Genomic DNA, 15158 nt, shown 5'->3' with positions numbered 1-15158 from the left:
ACCGTAGCGGTCCCGCAGAACTGCTGTGGAGCGCCGCGATGCACACCAACCTCATCCTTCTGTCCCACTTCGCCGTGGCGGCTGCCGTGCAGCCGCTCGCGGCCCCGAAGAGCATCCCGCAGGTCATCGACGGCATCACCGGCTGGATCATGGGCATCATTGCTTTGGTCGCGACGATGTTCCTGGTCATCGGCGGCCTGCGCTACATGGCCGCCGGCGGTGACCCGGCCCAGATCGAGCAGGCCAAAGGCAACTTCAAGGCCGCGCTGATCGGCTACGCGCTGGCCGTCCTGGCACCGGTCATTCTGCAGGTGCTGCAGGGCATCCTGGGCGGCTGAGCGCTGATGACCGACTGGCTGATGGACGGCCTGGTCGGCTGGCTGGCTGAGAAGGTCGTCGACCTTCTCAGCGGTCTGCTGGCCCTGCTGGCCTCCACACTGTTCGCATCGCCGGACGTCACCGTCCTGCCGCAGGTCAAGTCGATCGCCGGCCGCAGTGCTCTGGTCGTCGACTCCTGCTTTGTTCTCGCGATCATCGTCGTCGGTATCGCGATCATGGCCGGGGACTCGGTCGAGATGCGCTACGGCATCAAAGAACTTGTTCCGCGTCTGGTCGTCGGGTTCGTGCTCTCCGCGTTCTCCGTCCCGCTGACCGGCCAGCTGATCACCATCGCGAACGCGTTGACCGTCTCGATGAGCGGCACCACCGCACCCACCACGGAAACGGTCGCCTTCGTCAAGGCCCGGATCAAGGTGGCGCTCTCCGACGACAGCAACGCGCTGCTGGTCGCCATCATCGGCTTGCTGATCGTCGTGCTGATGGGCATGCTCGTCGGGACCTGGCTCGTGCGCGTGGGCGTGCTGCTGGTTCTCGCCGGGATCGCCCCGGTCGCGCTGGCGTGTTACGCGACCCCGTGGACGCAGGCGGCGGCCGGCCTGTGGTGGCGTTCGCTGCTGGCCTGCCTGGCCACCCCGACGCTGCAGGCCGTCGCGTTCACCGCCGGCATCGACATGGTGATCAACCCGGACGCGAACCTGCCGATCGTGTTGGGGGTCGCCAGCTCGGACACGTTCAACCTGGTGCTGGTCGTCGTGATGCTCTGGCTCACGATCCGCATTCCGGCGCTGGTGGGCCGGTACGTGACGAGGCAGGGCGCCGCCAACCTCGGCGGGTTCCTGCTGCGGGTCGTGGTCGTGCAGGGCATCGCCCGTCGCATCCCGTTCTTGCGAGGTATGCGATGACCGATCAGGACCCCACACCGCGTGCCGTGGTCCCGGCGAACATCAACGAGCCGGACCGGATCGCGTTCGGGTTGACCTTCCGGCAGCTGGCCATCATCGGCGTCCCGGCCCTGGCAGGGTTCGGCTGCTACCGCAGCTTCGGCCCGCTGCTGCCCCCGGCAGCCTGGATCAGTGCCGGATGCCTCGGGTTCGCCGTGGCGGTGGTCGTGGCCATCGGTCGCCGTGACGGCCAGCCCCTGGATGTGTGGCTGCGGCACGGCTTCGCCTTGTCACGCAGCCCCCGCACCTTCACCCCCGGCACGGCCCGGGCCAGCTCGATCGCGGTGGTGGACGGTAAGCCGGCCGTCCCGGCGCCGCTGCGGTCGCCGGTCACGAGCATCAGCCCGGCCGGGGTGCTCACCAGCGAAGGCACCGCGAAGGTGCTGATCGCGTGTGGCACCACGAACATTCATCTGCGCACCGGCGAGGAACAAGGCGCGCTGCTGGACGGGTTCGGCCGGTTCCTGAACTCCCTGACCGGTCCGGTGCAACTACTTGTGGCCGCGCAACGGCATGACCTGAGCGTGTATGCGCAGGCGACTGCCGATGTTGCTCCGCGTCTGCCGCATCCGGCGTTGCAGACAGCGGCCGAGGACTACGCCGCGTTCCTGCTCGATCTCGACGCCGCCCGGGATCCGCTGCGACGCCAGGTGATCGCGGTCGTCACCGGCGAGCACAAGGCCGATGCCGCGGTGCGCGCCCTGTCGAGTCTCGGGGTCGATGCTGCCGTGCTGGACGGGCCGGCCGTCACTGCGGCCCTGGCCGGCGCGGTCGACCCCTTCGATCCTGCGGCGCCTGGCCCCCGTGCGGTGCCCGGTGTCCCCATCGCCCTGCGGAGCACACCGTGAACCTGTTGACATCCAAGAGGAGCGTCGCGGCCGGGGAGGGCATGCCTTCCCCGGCCGCGCTGTCGATCACCCCCGCGCACGTCAAGGTCGGCGACGGTTATGCCGCCACGTTCGTGGTGTGCGGGTTCCCGGCCGAGGTCGGCCCGGCCTGGCTCGACCCGCTGCTGTCCTATCCCGGCCGCGTCGACGTCGCGATCCACATCACCCCAGTCGCACCCGCGTTGGCCGCGCCGATGCTCAAACGCCAGCGCGCCCGCTTCGAGTCGTCGCGCCGCCTGGACGCCCACCAGGGACGGCTGGGTGACCCGATGACCGAGGCGGCGGCATCCGACGCCGCCGACCTGGCCGAACGCATCGCCCGCGGCGCGGCGAAATTGTTCGAGACCGGTATCTACGTCACCACCCACGCCCGCGACCTGCAGGAGCTGGGTGCGATCACCGCCGGGGTGAAGGCGGCCGCCGCGAGCGTGCTGCTGGACCTGCAACCGGCGACGTTTCGTCACCAGCAGGGCTGGATTGCCACGTTGCCGGTCGGAGTGGACCCGCTTCGTGTGCACCGGATCCTGGACACCACCGCCCTGGCCGCGGCGTTCCCGCTCGCCTCCGCCGACCTCGCCGCCCCCGCACCCGGCGTGGTCACCGCACCGGACGGCGTGCTCTACGGACTCAACACCACCAGCAACGGCGTCGTGCTGTGGAACCGGTGGGCGCAGGACAACCACAACTCCGTCGTCCTGGCCCGCTCCGGCGCGGGCAAGTCGTACTTCGTCAAACTGGAAGTGCTGCGCAACCTTTACCAGGGCACCGATGTCGCGGTCATCGACCCGGAGGACGAGTACGCGTCCCTCGCCCAGCACGTCGGCGGGACCGTGGTGCAGCTCGGCGCACCGGGCGTACGGGTAAATCCTTTTGATCTGCCGGCCGACGGCCGACCCGACACGCTGACCCGGCGGGGTCTCTACCTGCACACGCTGATCGCGGTCCTGCTCGGTGCGACGCCACCGCCGGCCGAACGAGCCGCCCTGGACCGGGCGATCACCGCCACTTACGCCCGGGCCGGGATCAACGCCGACCCAGCGACCTGGCGCCGGCCGGCACCGCTGCTGCGCGACCTCGCGACGACGCTGGCCGGCGACTCGGATCCGGCCGCCGCCGAGCTCGCCGCACGGCTGGCCCCGTGGACGAGCGGGAACTTCTCCAGCCTGTTCGACGGCCCGACCACCACCGCCCCGGGCGGCCACCTGGTGGTGTGGTCGCTGCGTCATCTGCCGGACGAGCTACGCACGGTCGGGACGCTGCTGGCGCTGGATGCGATCTGGTCGAGCATCGACGCCCCGAACACCGGGGGACACCGGCGGCGGCTGGTCGTGGTCGACGAGGCGTGGTTGCTGATGCGCGCCGGCGAAGGCGCACGGTTTCTGTTCCGGATGGCCAAGGCCGCCCGTAAACGTCGCGCCGGGCTGTGCGTCATTACCCAGGACGCCGCGGACGTCCTGTCGACCGATCTTGGCCTGGCCGTGGTCGCCAATGCCGCGACCCAAGTGCTGATGCGCCAGTCCACCCAGTCGATCGACGCGGTCGCGGAGGCGTTCGGGCTCACGGCCGGGGAAGCCCGAATGCTGCTGGCCGCCCCGCGCGGGGAGGGCCTGCTGGTCGCCGGGCGGTCGCGGATCCCGTTCCGCAGCGTCGGCTCGGCGGCCGAGCACCGCATCGCCGTGACCGGGATCGGCGAGGTGAGCGCATGAGCACCGCACCAACCTGGCCCGCCGATCTCGTGCACTGGGTGGTTGTCCGGCCGTGGCTCGGGTTCGTGGCCGTCGCGCTGATCGTCACGGCGCTCTTCGGCCACGACCAGTTCCTCAACTGGCGGCACCGCCGGTTCGCCGTCGGCGCGCGCTGGGTGACCATCGCCGCGCCGCCGGCGGTTAGCCCGGAGGCCGCCGCCGCGTTCTGGACCACCCTGGTCGGCGTGCTCACGCCGTCGGTGTGGCGGCGCCGGATCTACGGCGCTCCGCACGTCGGCTGGGAGTACACCTGGACCGGCCGCGCGCTGGCCATCCGGGTCTGGGTACCCGGCACCGTGCCACCCGGCTCGGTCGAGGCCGCCGTCCGCGCGGCCTGGCCCGCCGCAACCCTCACCGTCGAGGACGCACACGCACCGATTCCCCTGACGGTGGGGGAGCAGGCGGGCGGGGCGCACTGGCCCCAGCATGCCGACGTGCTGCCGTTGCGGGTGGAGCATGACGCGGACCCGTTGCGGGCGCTGCTGTCGGCCGGAGCCGAGGTCTGGCACCGCGAGTACGCCTGCGTACAGGTTCTGGCACGGCCGGCGTCGGCGCGCCGCGTGCGGGCGGCACGCCGGTCGGCGGCCACCTCGGCCAACCATCCGCACGGCCGTCCCGACCCGGCGACCCGCGTCGCGGCAGGCGCGGCCCGGCTGGCGATCGAGCCGCTGCTGTGGTTGCTCGAGGTCTTCCTGCCCGGTCCGTCCCGGACCCGGACCACGGCAAGGACCGCAGCCGCGCGGCCGGCCGAACGGGACCCGGTCGCCGGAGCCGAGGCCCGAACGGTGGTCGAGAAGGCCGTACGGGTGCCGCACTACGAGATCGCCATCCGCTTCGCCGTCGCCGCCGAAGCGGACAAGACACCGCCGACCCCGGAACGGGCCACGCAGCTCCAGCAACGCCTCAAAGGCTTGGGGCACACGCTCGCCTCGGCCGCCGCCGCGTACACCGGCCCGAACCGGCTGCGCCGGATGAAGATGACGCACCCGGTGGCGACCCTGGCCGGACGTCGTCTGCGGCGCGGTTTCCTGGCCTCCGTGCCGGAGCTTGCTGTTCTCGCGGCGCTGCCGCAGGATCTGGCCGTGCCCGGCCTGGACCGGGCTCGGGCCAAGGCGGTGCCGGCGCCCGTGCAGGTACCCAGCGGCGGCCGCGGCGTGAAGATCCTGGGCCGCTCCCAAGTCGGGCACCACAGCGTCGGCCTGAGGGTCACCGACGCCCGGCAGCACATGCACATCGTCGGCAAGACCGGCGTCGGCAAGTCCACGCTGCTGCTGAACCTGATCGTCGGCGACATCAAGGCCGGGCGCGGCACCGTGGTCATCGACCCGCGCGGCGACCTGATCAACGACATCCTCGCCCGGCTACCCGCCTCCTTCGCCGACAAGATCGTCATCATCGACCCGGACCAGGAGAATCCCGGCTGCTTCAACCCCCTCGACGACGCCGGCGATCCGCACCTGGCGGTGGACAACCTCGTCGGGATCTTCGCGCAGATCTTCCAGGGCCAGTGGGGGCCGCGGATGGACGACACCATGCGCGTGGCCTGTCTGACCTTGATGCGGCACGCCAAACCCACCCTGAGCCTGGTGCCCTCGCTGCTGCAGGACTATCAGTTCCGGGCCCGATTCACCCAGGGCCTGGACGACCCGGACGGGCTCGGCGGGTTCTGGATGTGGTACGACGGCATCAACGAGCAGTTCCGCGGCCAGGTCATCGCCCCCGTGCTGGCCCGGCTGCGAGCGTTCCTGCTCCGCGACTTCGTCAAGAGCGTGATCGGCAACGCCCACTCGTCGTTCGACATGGGCAGGATCCTCGACGGCGGCGTGCTGCTGTGCCGGCTACCGAAGGGCCAGCTCGGCGAGGAAACCAGCCGGATCCTCGGCTCGCTGATCGTCGCCCGGGTGTGGCAGGCGGCGATCGCCCGCGCCGCGATCGACGAGGATCAGCGCAAGGACGCCACCTTGTACCTCGACGAATTCCAGAACTTCCTCACACTGCCGGGAAGCGTCGGGGACATGCTGGCCGAGGCCCGCGGTTACCGCCTCGGCACCGTGTTCGCTCACCAGGACCTCGCGCAGCTCCCCAAGGACGTCGCCGCGGCGGTGTCCGCGAACGCCCGGTCCAAGGTGTTCTTCAACGTCGATCCGGCCGACGCGCGGGAACTGTCCCGGCACACCAAACCTGAGGTCGACGAGCACGACCTGGCCCACCTCGACGTCTTCACCGCCACGGCCCGGCTGCTGGTCGGCAATCGCGAACTGCCGGCGTTCACGTTCGTCACCAACCCGCCTGCGGCGCCTGACGGAGATCCGACCGCGATCCGGGTTGCGTGTGCCGCCGCGAACACGCCCGCGGGGGAGGAGCCGGCGCTGCAGCAGCTCGCCCGCACGGCGATGAAGCGGCGCCGGGCCGACCGCAACCGCTGACCAGGGTGCTGCGGTTGGGGGCTCGGTTGGGTGCGTCATCGGGGGCTCGTTCGGGGGTGTCTGCGACACGAGGCCCCGGACGAGCCCGCCGCACGCCGGCTGTCAGGTAGGTGAGCTGGAAAAACCTGCCTGTCGGCGACCCCGGGAACAAGATCGACAAGTCCAGACTCCCTACAGGGTGTCCTTCTCCACCAGGGGGTGAGCACTATGCCGCTGTCGCGGCCGGCCAGCCTGCTGTCCATCTATCCGCACATCACCGACCGGGACCGGCACCTGCTCCAGCTGCTCGACGACCATCAGGTCCTGACCACCGGCCAGATCCACCGCATGCTGTTCGCCGCGCGGCGCACCTGCCAGCTACGGCTCAACGAGCTGGCCGCGCTGGGCCTGATCGCTCGGTTCCGGTTCTCCCGCGACGGCGGCGGCAGCCAGCCGTGGCACTGGACGCTCGGCCACAACGGGCATCGCTTCCAGGCCGCCGCCCACGGACGGCCCGAACCCACCGCCCGATCGAGCAACCAGATCGTGCAACGGCTTTCAGCCAACCCGCGTCTGGCTCACCTCGTGCTGACCAACGAATTCTTCGTACGCCTCTGCGAGCACGCCCGCCGGTACGACGGCGCCAGCCTCGACCGGTGGTGGTCCGAGCAGATCACCGCCAAACGGTTCTGGACCATCACCGCCGACGGGCACGGTCTGTGGACCGACACGGGTAGCACGGTCGGGTTCTTCCTGGAGACCGACACCGGCAGTGAAGCTCTCGGCAGCCGGGTGGTGACCAAACTCAAGAAGTACGGCGACCTCATCCGCCGTGGCGGCGCCCGGTACCCGGTGCTGTTCTGGCTCGGCAGCGAGCAACGCGAGGAACATCTGCACCGGCTGCTGCCCGGTCAGCACACCGCCGTCCCGGTCGCCACCGCCACCCACACCGCCGATCCCGCCGCCCGCGTCTGGCTCCTGCGCGGCGCCACCAGCCGACTCACGCTGGCCGAGTTGCCCAGCGACCACGGCGAACCCGTGGCCGAGAACCCGAACTACGACGACGGCGAATTCCTGCTCTGACAGCCGCTGACAGCTCTCCACTCGCAACCTGTCAGCGCAGGTCACGAGCATGATCACGAATCCTGACAACGGTAGAGATGTCAGGTCACGAAGCTACGGTGCGACTTCTTCATTTGTTCGCACCGCCGCCCGTCTCGACCCGCCTCGCGGGACTGCCCGCGCCCGGCCCAGCTCACCCACAGCCCACCTTCCCGGTCGGCTCGTGACCTGCGCCCCGCGCATCTTCCTCGGCAGCCTTCCCGCCGGTCCCGACGCCGCGATCCGGTGGCACCACACCCACCCCCGCCCGCTTCGCGAAGGGAGCACCGCCATGCCCACCAACCACCCCCTCACCGACCAGGTCGTCACCGTCTGCTTCAACCCGGGCGACGACGCCGACTGGTTCGCCGCCAGCGAGAAGGTCAACGACCTGATGAACGCCAGCGGCACCCCGGCCCGCCGGTTCCGCGTGCGGCACCGCAAGTTCATCGGCTGGTTCACCCGCTGGCTCGGGTACTACCTGCTCGACGCCGCCCGCAAGTTCGGCGCCATCACCCAGGCCGCCGGAGGTCGCAAGAGTCGACTCGACCTCCCCGGTATGTCCCAGCTCGCCGCGAACGAGGCCATCGCTCGCTGGCGCGCCTGGAACATGCACATCAACGCGACGACGAAGCCCGCCCGACTCTGGGAGGACTTCCTCGCCCAGCACCACGCCGCTCCGGCCAAGGTCAGCCTGACCGAGGCCCGTCGCCGCTTCGAGCAACAGCCGCGCGTGCTGGCGATGCTCGCCTACCACGGCGACCACGTCTTCGACCCCTACGAGCTGTCGCTCTACCAGGCCGGCGAGGCCACCTACGCGGGCCTCTACTGGCGAGCCGCTCTCGTCGGCGACGCGCTGATCACCACCGAGGGACGCATCATGCGGCCCGCAACCGACACGGTCGCGGACCGGCTGCGATTCCTCAACGAGGCGTGCACGTACCTGCGCACCCTCAGCAACCGCGCACGACTGTGCGCCGTCGCCATCGCCTGACCCCACCTCTATCCCTTCGCACCTCGAAGACCGGTCGCAGCCCCGCTGCGACCGGTCTTCGGCATGTCCCAACCATCTGAAAGGAGAATCCGTGATGTACCTCGACCTGGTGGAGAGGTGGATTGTCCGGACCACCGGCCGGACCCTCGACCAACACGCCGCCGATCCCATCCCGGCCGCCGTGAACCTTCGGGCAGCCGCCGACCAGCTCAACGTCGCCCGCGGGGCGCTGCTGGCCTCGGTGGACGAGTTCCGATACCAGCTGATCAACGGCGACGACCTGACCAATGCGGCCACGGCGCTCACCAGCACCCTGGACGAGATCAGCAGCCACGTCGGCGAGTACGAGATCGCCCGCTTCCACCTCGACCAGCTGATCAACGATCCCGATCGCCTGGCGTACGCCGCCACGAACCCCGTCCAGGCGGTCCAGCGGCGCTACGTCAACCCCGGCGACATCGTCAAACTCGTGCTACCGGACAACCAATACCTGCGCGAACGAAAACTGGCGGGCAAGCGCGTGCGCGCGCGGATCAACGAGACCAGCGTCGAACTCGACCCCGCCCAGTACGCCAGCCCTGTGCGGCTGGACCACTCCACCGCCGGGATCTACCGCGACCGGATCGAGGGCCGCCTCTACCACCTTCGCCCCGCCGGCGACAGACGGCGACGTCGCCGCTGACCACCCTGCACCGTCCGGTGCCGGGCCTACACCCCTTATTCCCGAGGAGGGAAACCCTGATGCAACTGCAGTCCCTGACGCCCGCGACCCAGGCCGTCCTCAACGCCCTGGCCGAACTCGGCCAGGGCAACATCGTCGAGCTGGCCGAAAAGTCCGGCAAGGCCCGCTCCACCATCGACCGGGCTCTCCGGATCCTGGCCGAGGCCGGTCTGATCGTCGAAGTCGACCTCGGCGCGGACGCGGCCGAGGGCACCCCGGCCCGCTGGGCACTATCGGAACAGGCCACCGCGGCACTGGACTCGGCCGACCTCAGCGACCAGAACGGCGCCGGCTCGGACGAGGCCGACGACGAGCTGCCCTCTGACCCGGACGACGAGACCAGCGCCGACGAAAGTCCCACCTCCGAAACCAGTGGCCCCGGCGATCAGGAGCCCGGCGACGGCGAGGACGCCAGCGACCAAGCCGACACCGGGGCCGGCGACCAGGACGAGGACGGCAGCCCCACCCCGGCCCAGAACGGCAGCGACGCCACGGCCAACGACGAGCCGCGAACAGCAGTGGTCGCACCGGCGCGACCGGCTGACCGCAGGGTCATGGCCATCAAGGGCGTCCTGGCCGAATCCGGCGAGGACGGCGCGAGCGTCAAGGTGATCGTCGCCGAGACCGGCATCAGCGAGGCAACCACCATCCGGCTGCTGGCCGCGATGGAGCAAGCCGACGCCGCCCGCCGCCTGCCGCCCAAGACGGGCCTGCCGCAGCGGTGGATCGCCGGACCGACCAAAGCCTCCGAGGTCGACCCCAATCCGGAGCCGCCGCGCTGCGCGTTGTGCTTCCAGGTGATCCGTGGCGTCACGAGCACCCCGGCGGCCGTGGCGGCGGTGCAGAGCCTGATCCGCCCCGACGGGACCCTGCAGATTCTCGCCGCGGACGACGAGGTCCACGTCGTGAAACTCCCGACCCGGCTGCCCCCGCGCACACTCAATAACACCCCGAACACCGGGGCGTACCGCAACGCCGCAGCCGCCAACGGCGACGGCAACCAACCCTTCGCCAAAGGGCAGCTGGAAAAACTGACCGTCGCGGAACTGGCCGCCAACCCCGGCCGGCCGATGAACCCGCAAGAGATCGCCGCCGCCATCAGCGCGAAGCTCAACGGCCGCAACGTCAGCTCCGGCGCGATCCGCAACAACTGCACCAAGGCCGCCGCCGCGGGAACCATCCGGATGATCTCCGAAGCACCACTGACGTTCGTCTTCCCGGCACCCGCCGTCCCGGACAGCACCCCCGAGAAGGCGCCGGCCGCGGACGGGTCCGGCACTGGCCGCAGTGTTGCTGATGACGCCGACGAGCAAGAAACCACCGCCGCCGACGAGTCCTGACCTGTCGCCGCAGCGACGAGACCCCAACCCGCCTCTGGCGTCGGCCGGCCGAAGCTCGGCCGAACGAACGTCCTCCCGCACAGCGGTGATGACGGCGACAGGTCTAGCTGACCGCTGGCCGTCCACCGCCGGAGACGAATCGCAAGGATCCAACGTCAACGATCACGATCGCTGACACTTCGCACCTCATTCCCTGCCGGGAAACCCGAACCACGTTTCCCGGCGCAACCGGGCCAGACGTGTGTCCGGGTTTCCCGGTCCTTACCTCACTGGGAAAGTGACCATGACATACCCGGAACATCTAAATCTCAAAGACTCCACAAACCTTGTTGCCTCCGTGCCCTACCTAATCGGCTACCACCCACATGACCAGATCGTCATCGTCGCGGCAAAGAACTTCCAAGTCCTCTTTGCCGCAGCCGCAACCCTGCCGCACTTCAACATGGCCGGCGGCGCCACCGACATCGCGGTCCGCCTTACAGCCCACGGCCCGAACCAGGTCATTCTCGTCGGGTACGGCCCCAGAGAAGCCGTCATCCCCCTGATCGACCGCGCGACCGACGCTTTCACCAATCTCAACGTCACCGTTCTGGCCGCATTCTGCACTTATGACGACTGGCTCTGGCATCTGCACTGCGACAACGCGCAATGCCAAACGGGCATGGCATTCGACGCCAGCACAACCGAAGCAGCCGCCCAAGCCACCTTCACCGGCCTCGTAGCCGTCGAAGACAGATACACCTACATCGCGAGGCTCAACCCGGTCACCGGAGAAGAACGAAAGGGCATGCAAACCGCCCTGACGGCAGCGCACCGACACCTCAGCGACCTCTTCGCCGGCACGAGTCAGGAACCAATCCGGACGCGCGTTCGCCAGCTCACCGAACAGCTTCTCGACGCGGCACTCGCCACCTACGAGAAAGCCGAGCGCCTCACCGACGAGGCCGCCGGGCTGCTCATTACCGTCCTCAGCGTCTGCCTGCTGGGCGACGGAGTGCTGTCACGCGTGAACGGCGAAGACCGTGACATCCGCCTCTGGACCGACCTGACCCGCCGTGCTGACCCCGACCACGCCGCTGCTCCTGCCGCCCTGCTCGCGCTCGCCGCGCTCCAGAGCGGACAAGGGCTTCTGGCCCGCCTGGCCATCGAACGAGCCAAGGAATCCGCACCGATGGACCCGCTGATTCCGCTGATTGCCGAAGCAATCGAGTATGGCGTCACGCCGGAGGCCGTCCGCTCCCTGCTGCACCCCGAAGAAGGGAGCAATAGCACCAGAAACGCTGACGGCACTTGGCAATTCTGACCGACCATAATTATTGACCGATTTCATTCTCATGGGGGCCGAGCGCAATACGCTCGGCCCCCATACCCGTCCTGAGACAGGAGCGACAGTAATGACTGATTCCCGCGAAACCGGTACGAGCAATGCAGCCGACGAACCCGAAGCAAAGGACGTGACTGGGCAACGCTACACATCAGCAGGTAGCGATCTGCGGCAGTCCTACGACCAGCTCGACAACGAGTCGGCTCAGATAATGGCGGCCATGCCCGATAACGTCACCGCCGGAGCAGCGCAACTGTCAGCACGAACCGGGATCCCGCTGCGCATCGTGCTGCATCGGCTGCACCTGCTGGAACGTGCGGATCTGGCGCACCGTCGCGACGATGGCGTGACTCTGGCAAGGAACAACGGCCAGGTTGACATGGTGCTGTCCGACCTGATCAGCACCTACTGCGCAGCGCAGCCCGACCAGCCGCTGGAACCGGGCGAGATTGCCCGCGGCATCACGGCGGCGACTGGGCGTCCCCTGGACGACGACGCCGTCCGCAACTACTGCCTGCTGCTGGCGTCCACCGGCCGCCTCCTTCAAGTCGCTGAAGCGCCGGTCACGTTTGCCTTCCCGACCAGGCCGGCCACGCAAGGCGGCGCCCTGAAGTCTTGATCATCCACGCAGTTCATCGCGAGGCCGAGCGTCAGCTCAGCCCTACACCCCGTATCCGAGAGGAGAACCCTGTGCCACACGAACTCGAGCGATTCGCCGACGGCACGACCGCCATGAACGACCTGGTCCTCGCCAACCGCGTCCTGACCGGCACCACCGGCGACATCAAGCTGCTCGCCTTCGACCTGCTGAAGCTCTGACCACATCAACCCGCCCGGGGCCCGCTGGCCTGCGCGGGTCAGCGGGCCCCGGCTCATAGCCCCGAAAGGAGCCGAGCCGGTGACCCCTCACCTGCTGCATCCCCGCGACCCTCGCCAATCGGTCTGCGGCATCCCCGCCGCCGAAGTGCGGCGATGGGAGACCGAAGACCCGCCCCGCGCCCACACCTGCGAGGATTGCCTCACCCCGTACGATGAGGCGGTTCGGGCCGACGACGCGAACCACCCGATCGACGATGCGATCCTCATCGACACCTTCCGGCGCATCGTCGCCGACAACCACTACAAGAAGATCGACGGCGTCCTCGTCGACGTCTGGTCGGCCACCGTCACCGTCCTCATCTGGGGCCAGCTTCACGGGGACAAACGCCAACGCCTTCTCACGCTGCCGTCACACGAACTGATCCTGCGGTGCGTCCGGATCTACACCAACCTCATCTCCCGGCGCGGTGAGCGATGACCGGCCAGCTTGAGCAGTGGTTCCACTTCGGGCCGTGGGTATTCGACATCAGCGCCGCGACAGCACTGGTCGCCGCTGCTCCCCGCGACACCCACGACCTGGACGTCACGGCATGGGCCACCGCGTACGGCCTCACCCACCTCGACGATGAGAAGCCCACCACGGCCAGCCTCATCGGACCCACACCAGACGGCCTCGACCGGCTCTACGCGATGAGCACCGACCTGACCAACCTGGTGCTGCTCGGCATGGTCCACATCGGCGACCAGCAACCCGCCGCCATGCTGATCGACGGCGTACACCGCCTCTACCACGCCTGGCGCACAGGAGTCCCGCAGCTACCGGCCCATCTGCTCACCTCCGAGGAAACCCTCCTCATCCAGCACGGCAAACTCCTCGGCCCCGGCCACACGAGCATCATCAGGCGCTACCCCTGACATTCATCTGTGGGCCGTCCTGGAAAGGGCGGCCCACGGCCCTTTTTGCGTTTCACCCCCAAGCGAGACAGCGATGAACCACATCCGAGCCTCGCCTACGACCGATGCTGCAACTGCGGCCGCCGCATCCACCACGGCCAGCGGCGAACGGTTGACGACAATCCCGACTGCCACCGCCTGACCAACTGCGCGAGCCAACCCGTGACCCTCTTCAACCCGCAAATCAACGGCGCGCTTTTCCTCGACCACGACGACGTGCTCTGGTACGAGTCCGGCCTTAAGTCCCTCCACTGGGACTGGCACAACGCCGCCCCGGTCGACGCCAAACATCGGCTCCGTGACGCCGGCGAACTGATCACCCAGCCTGCTCCGCGAAACACACGCGAGGCTGCGCTACCTCACTCACGACCTCTGAACGACCGCACCGTTGCCCGGCCGGCCGCGCACACGCGCGAAGTCCGGCCCTTTTGTGTTTTGCGGCGAAAGGCCAAACACTCCATGTTCAAAGCCGTCCTCGGCACCGTCACCCTCGTCATCATCGCCTGCCTCGGCCTACCCGCTCTGCTGATGTCCGCCGTAATGAGTGGCGCCACCGGCGCCTGCACTTCAACCACCGCGCCGAGCGCCGATATCGCCAGCCAGCCGGCGAGCACCGCGCAGTGGGACGCCGAGCAGCTCAACATCGCCATGACCATCATCCAAGTCGGGGCCGCCAAAGGCGTCGGCAGCTGGGGGCAGGCCATCGCGCTCGCGGTCGGCATGCAGGAGTCCGGCCTACGGAACCTGCCCTATCTCGGTGAGGCCAATGACCACGACTCCATCGGGATCTTCCAGCAGCGCCCGAGCCAAGGGTGGGGAACGCCCGAACAGCTAGCTCAACCGGCTTACCAGGCCGGCAAGTTTTACGACAAGCTCAAGGCCATCTCCGGTTGGCAGACGATGCCGCTCACCGAAGCGGCTCAGGCCGTCCAGGTGTCCGCGTACCCGGACGCATACGCGAAGTGGACCAACGATGCCATCGCCTTGGTCGACCGATACGGAGCTGGCCAAGTGCTGCTCGACTGCACAGGCATGTCGTTCGGCAACGCCGATCCCGCACCTCGTAACCCGGACGGCTCCTGGCCCGAAGAGACCTGCTCCATCGTCCCCGACCCGACGACCGGCACTGGCTGCATCACCCCGCGCACCCTCCACCTCGTCCAACAAGCCACCGCCGCCGGTTGGCCGGACCCCGACTGCTTCCGGATTGACGACCATGGCGAGCATCCGCAAGGACGCGCCTGCGACTTCATGATGACCGCCGGAGAAGAAGCCAGTGGAGCTCAAAAGGCACGAGGAGACGCGATGGCGACATGGGTCGTGGCCAATGCAAACCAGCTCGGCATCAAGTACGTCATCTGGTTCCGGATGATCTGGACGCCAGAACAGGGATGGTATGCCTACAACAACCCGTACGGAGGCAATGACCCATACGGCTGGCACACCAACCACGTTCACGTCAGCCTTGTCTAAACAGCAATCCGGTCGGGTTTGGGTCGGGCGTACTGGCTGCACAAGGGGATGTAGTCACCGATCGCGGTGCCTCGCCCGGCGTGGATGCGATGGTCGGTGCCGCTTGACAAGGGAT

15 protein-coding genes are annotated in these 15158 nt (G+C 68.7%); all 15 read left to right on the top strand.

The features are described 5' to 3' along the window. The first annotated feature begins 38 nt into the window (after window positions 1–38). Window positions 39–338: a pilin gene (locus ACH442_RS38865; RefSeq protein WP_396343116.1), complete on the top strand. Its 300-nt coding sequence runs from the start codon at window positions 39–41 to the stop codon at window positions 336–338. Window positions 339–344: 6 nt separating this feature from the next. After that, a complete protein-coding gene (locus ACH442_RS38860) occupies window positions 345–1241 on the top strand; it encodes a hypothetical protein (RefSeq protein WP_396343115.1) in 897 nt (298 codons plus the stop codon). Beyond that, window positions 1238–2128, top strand: a complete 891-nt coding sequence (locus tag ACH442_RS38855) for a PrgI family protein (RefSeq protein WP_396343114.1) — start codon at window positions 1238–1240, stop codon at window positions 2126–2128. The genes ACH442_RS38860 and ACH442_RS38855 overlap by 4 nt, the downstream gene beginning before the upstream one ends. Window positions 2129–2169: 41 nt before the next feature. Further along, window positions 2170–3873, top strand: a complete 1704-nt coding sequence (locus tag ACH442_RS38850) for a VirB4 family type IV secretion system protein (RefSeq protein ID WP_396343185.1) — start codon at window positions 2170–2172, stop codon at window positions 3871–3873. Then, window positions 3870–6338, top strand: coding sequence for a type IV secretion system DNA-binding domain-containing protein (locus tag ACH442_RS38845; RefSeq protein WP_396343113.1), 2469 nt, complete (start codon window positions 3870–3872; stop codon window positions 6336–6338). The genes ACH442_RS38850 and ACH442_RS38845 overlap by 4 nt, the downstream gene beginning before the upstream one ends. A 207-nt stretch (window positions 6339–6545) precedes the next feature. Next, complete coding sequence (locus ACH442_RS38840; protein WP_396343112.1) at window positions 6546–7400, top strand: replication-relaxation family protein; 855 nt, start codon at window positions 6546–6548, stop codon at window positions 7398–7400. A 310-nt stretch (window positions 7401–7710) separates the two neighbouring features. Next, window positions 7711–8412: a hypothetical protein gene (locus ACH442_RS38835; protein ID WP_396343111.1), complete on the top strand. Its 702-nt coding sequence runs from the start codon at window positions 7711–7713 to the stop codon at window positions 8410–8412. A 94-nt stretch (window positions 8413–8506) separates the two neighbouring features. Continuing rightward, window positions 8507–9094, top strand: coding sequence for a hypothetical protein (locus tag ACH442_RS38830; RefSeq protein ID WP_396343184.1), 588 nt, complete (start codon window positions 8507–8509; stop codon window positions 9092–9094). 59 nt (window positions 9095–9153) lie between these two features. Continuing rightward, window positions 9154–10473 carry a helix-turn-helix domain-containing protein gene (locus ACH442_RS38825; RefSeq protein ID WP_396343110.1) on the top strand — a complete coding sequence of 440 codons (1320 nt, stop codon included), beginning with the start codon at window positions 9154–9156 and terminating at the stop codon, window positions 10471–10473. Between the two features lie 283 nt (window positions 10474–10756). Continuing rightward, window positions 10757–11776, top strand: coding sequence for a DUF4192 domain-containing protein (locus tag ACH442_RS38820; protein WP_396343183.1), 1020 nt, complete (start codon window positions 10757–10759; stop codon window positions 11774–11776). Window positions 11777–11867: 91 nt separating this feature from the next. Then, window positions 11868–12416 (top strand): hypothetical protein, encoded by a 549-nt coding sequence (locus ACH442_RS38815; protein WP_396343109.1) that lies wholly within the window; start codon window positions 11868–11870, stop codon window positions 12414–12416. Window positions 12417–12487: 71 nt separating this feature from the next. Continuing rightward, on the top strand, window positions 12488–12616 hold the full coding sequence (locus tag ACH442_RS38810) for a hypothetical protein (protein ID WP_396343108.1): 129 nt from the start codon (window positions 12488–12490) through the stop codon (window positions 12614–12616). Between the two features lie 79 nt (window positions 12617–12695). Then, on the top strand, window positions 12696–13094 hold the full coding sequence (locus ACH442_RS38805) for a hypothetical protein (protein ID WP_396343107.1): 399 nt from the start codon (window positions 12696–12698) through the stop codon (window positions 13092–13094). Next, window positions 13091–13531, top strand: coding sequence for a hypothetical protein (locus tag ACH442_RS38800; RefSeq protein ID WP_396343106.1), 441 nt, complete (start codon window positions 13091–13093; stop codon window positions 13529–13531). The genes ACH442_RS38805 and ACH442_RS38800 overlap by 4 nt, the downstream gene beginning before the upstream one ends. 201 nt (window positions 13532–13732) lie before the next feature. Then, window positions 13733–15043 carry a hypothetical protein gene (locus tag ACH442_RS38795; protein ID WP_396343105.1) on the top strand — a complete coding sequence of 437 codons (1311 nt, stop codon included), beginning with the start codon at window positions 13733–13735 and terminating at the stop codon, window positions 15041–15043. The last annotated feature ends 115 nt before the right edge of the window (window positions 15044–15158 follow it).

It is taken from the genome of Actinoplanes sp. NPDC020271 (assembly GCF_044388125.1).
Taxonomy (GTDB): Bacteria; Actinomycetota; Actinomycetes; order Mycobacteriales; family Micromonosporaceae; genus Actinoplanes.
Note: the sequence above shows the minus strand (reverse complement) of the source record. Positions and strands in the feature narration are given on the sequence as shown.

Excerpts from the sequence above, each read along its gene's own strand:
- ACH442_RS38835 (WP_396343111.1), top strand. The coding sequence starts at position 7,711 with ATGCCCACCAACCACCCCCTCACCGACCAGGTCGTCACCGTCTGCTTC.
- ACH442_RS38865 (WP_396343116.1), top strand. The coding sequence starts at position 39 with ATGCACACCAACCTCATCCTTCTGTCCCACTTCGCCGTGGCGGCTGCC.
- ACH442_RS38800 (WP_396343106.1), top strand. The coding sequence starts at position 13,091 with ATGACCGGCCAGCTTGAGCAGTGGTTCCACTTCGGGCCGTGGGTATTC.
- ACH442_RS38850 (WP_396343185.1), top strand. The coding sequence starts at position 2,170 with ATGCCTTCCCCGGCCGCGCTGTCGATCACCCCCGCGCACGTCAAGGTC.
- ACH442_RS38855 (WP_396343114.1), top strand. The coding sequence starts at position 1,238 with ATGACCGATCAGGACCCCACACCGCGTGCCGTGGTCCCGGCGAACATC.
- ACH442_RS38840 (WP_396343112.1), top strand. The coding sequence starts at position 6,546 with ATGCCGCTGTCGCGGCCGGCCAGCCTGCTGTCCATCTATCCGCACATC.
- ACH442_RS38815 (WP_396343109.1), top strand. The coding sequence starts at position 11,868 with ATGACTGATTCCCGCGAAACCGGTACGAGCAATGCAGCCGACGAACCC.
- ACH442_RS38825 (WP_396343110.1), top strand. The coding sequence starts at position 9,154 with ATGCAACTGCAGTCCCTGACGCCCGCGACCCAGGCCGTCCTCAACGCC.
- ACH442_RS38830 (WP_396343184.1), top strand. The coding sequence starts at position 8,507 with ATGTACCTCGACCTGGTGGAGAGGTGGATTGTCCGGACCACCGGCCGG.
- ACH442_RS38860 (WP_396343115.1), top strand. The coding sequence starts at position 345 with ATGACCGACTGGCTGATGGACGGCCTGGTCGGCTGGCTGGCTGAGAAG.
- ACH442_RS38845 (WP_396343113.1), top strand. The coding sequence starts at position 3,870 with ATGAGCACCGCACCAACCTGGCCCGCCGATCTCGTGCACTGGGTGGTT.
- ACH442_RS38820 (WP_396343183.1), top strand. The coding sequence starts at position 10,757 with ATGACATACCCGGAACATCTAAATCTCAAAGACTCCACAAACCTTGTT.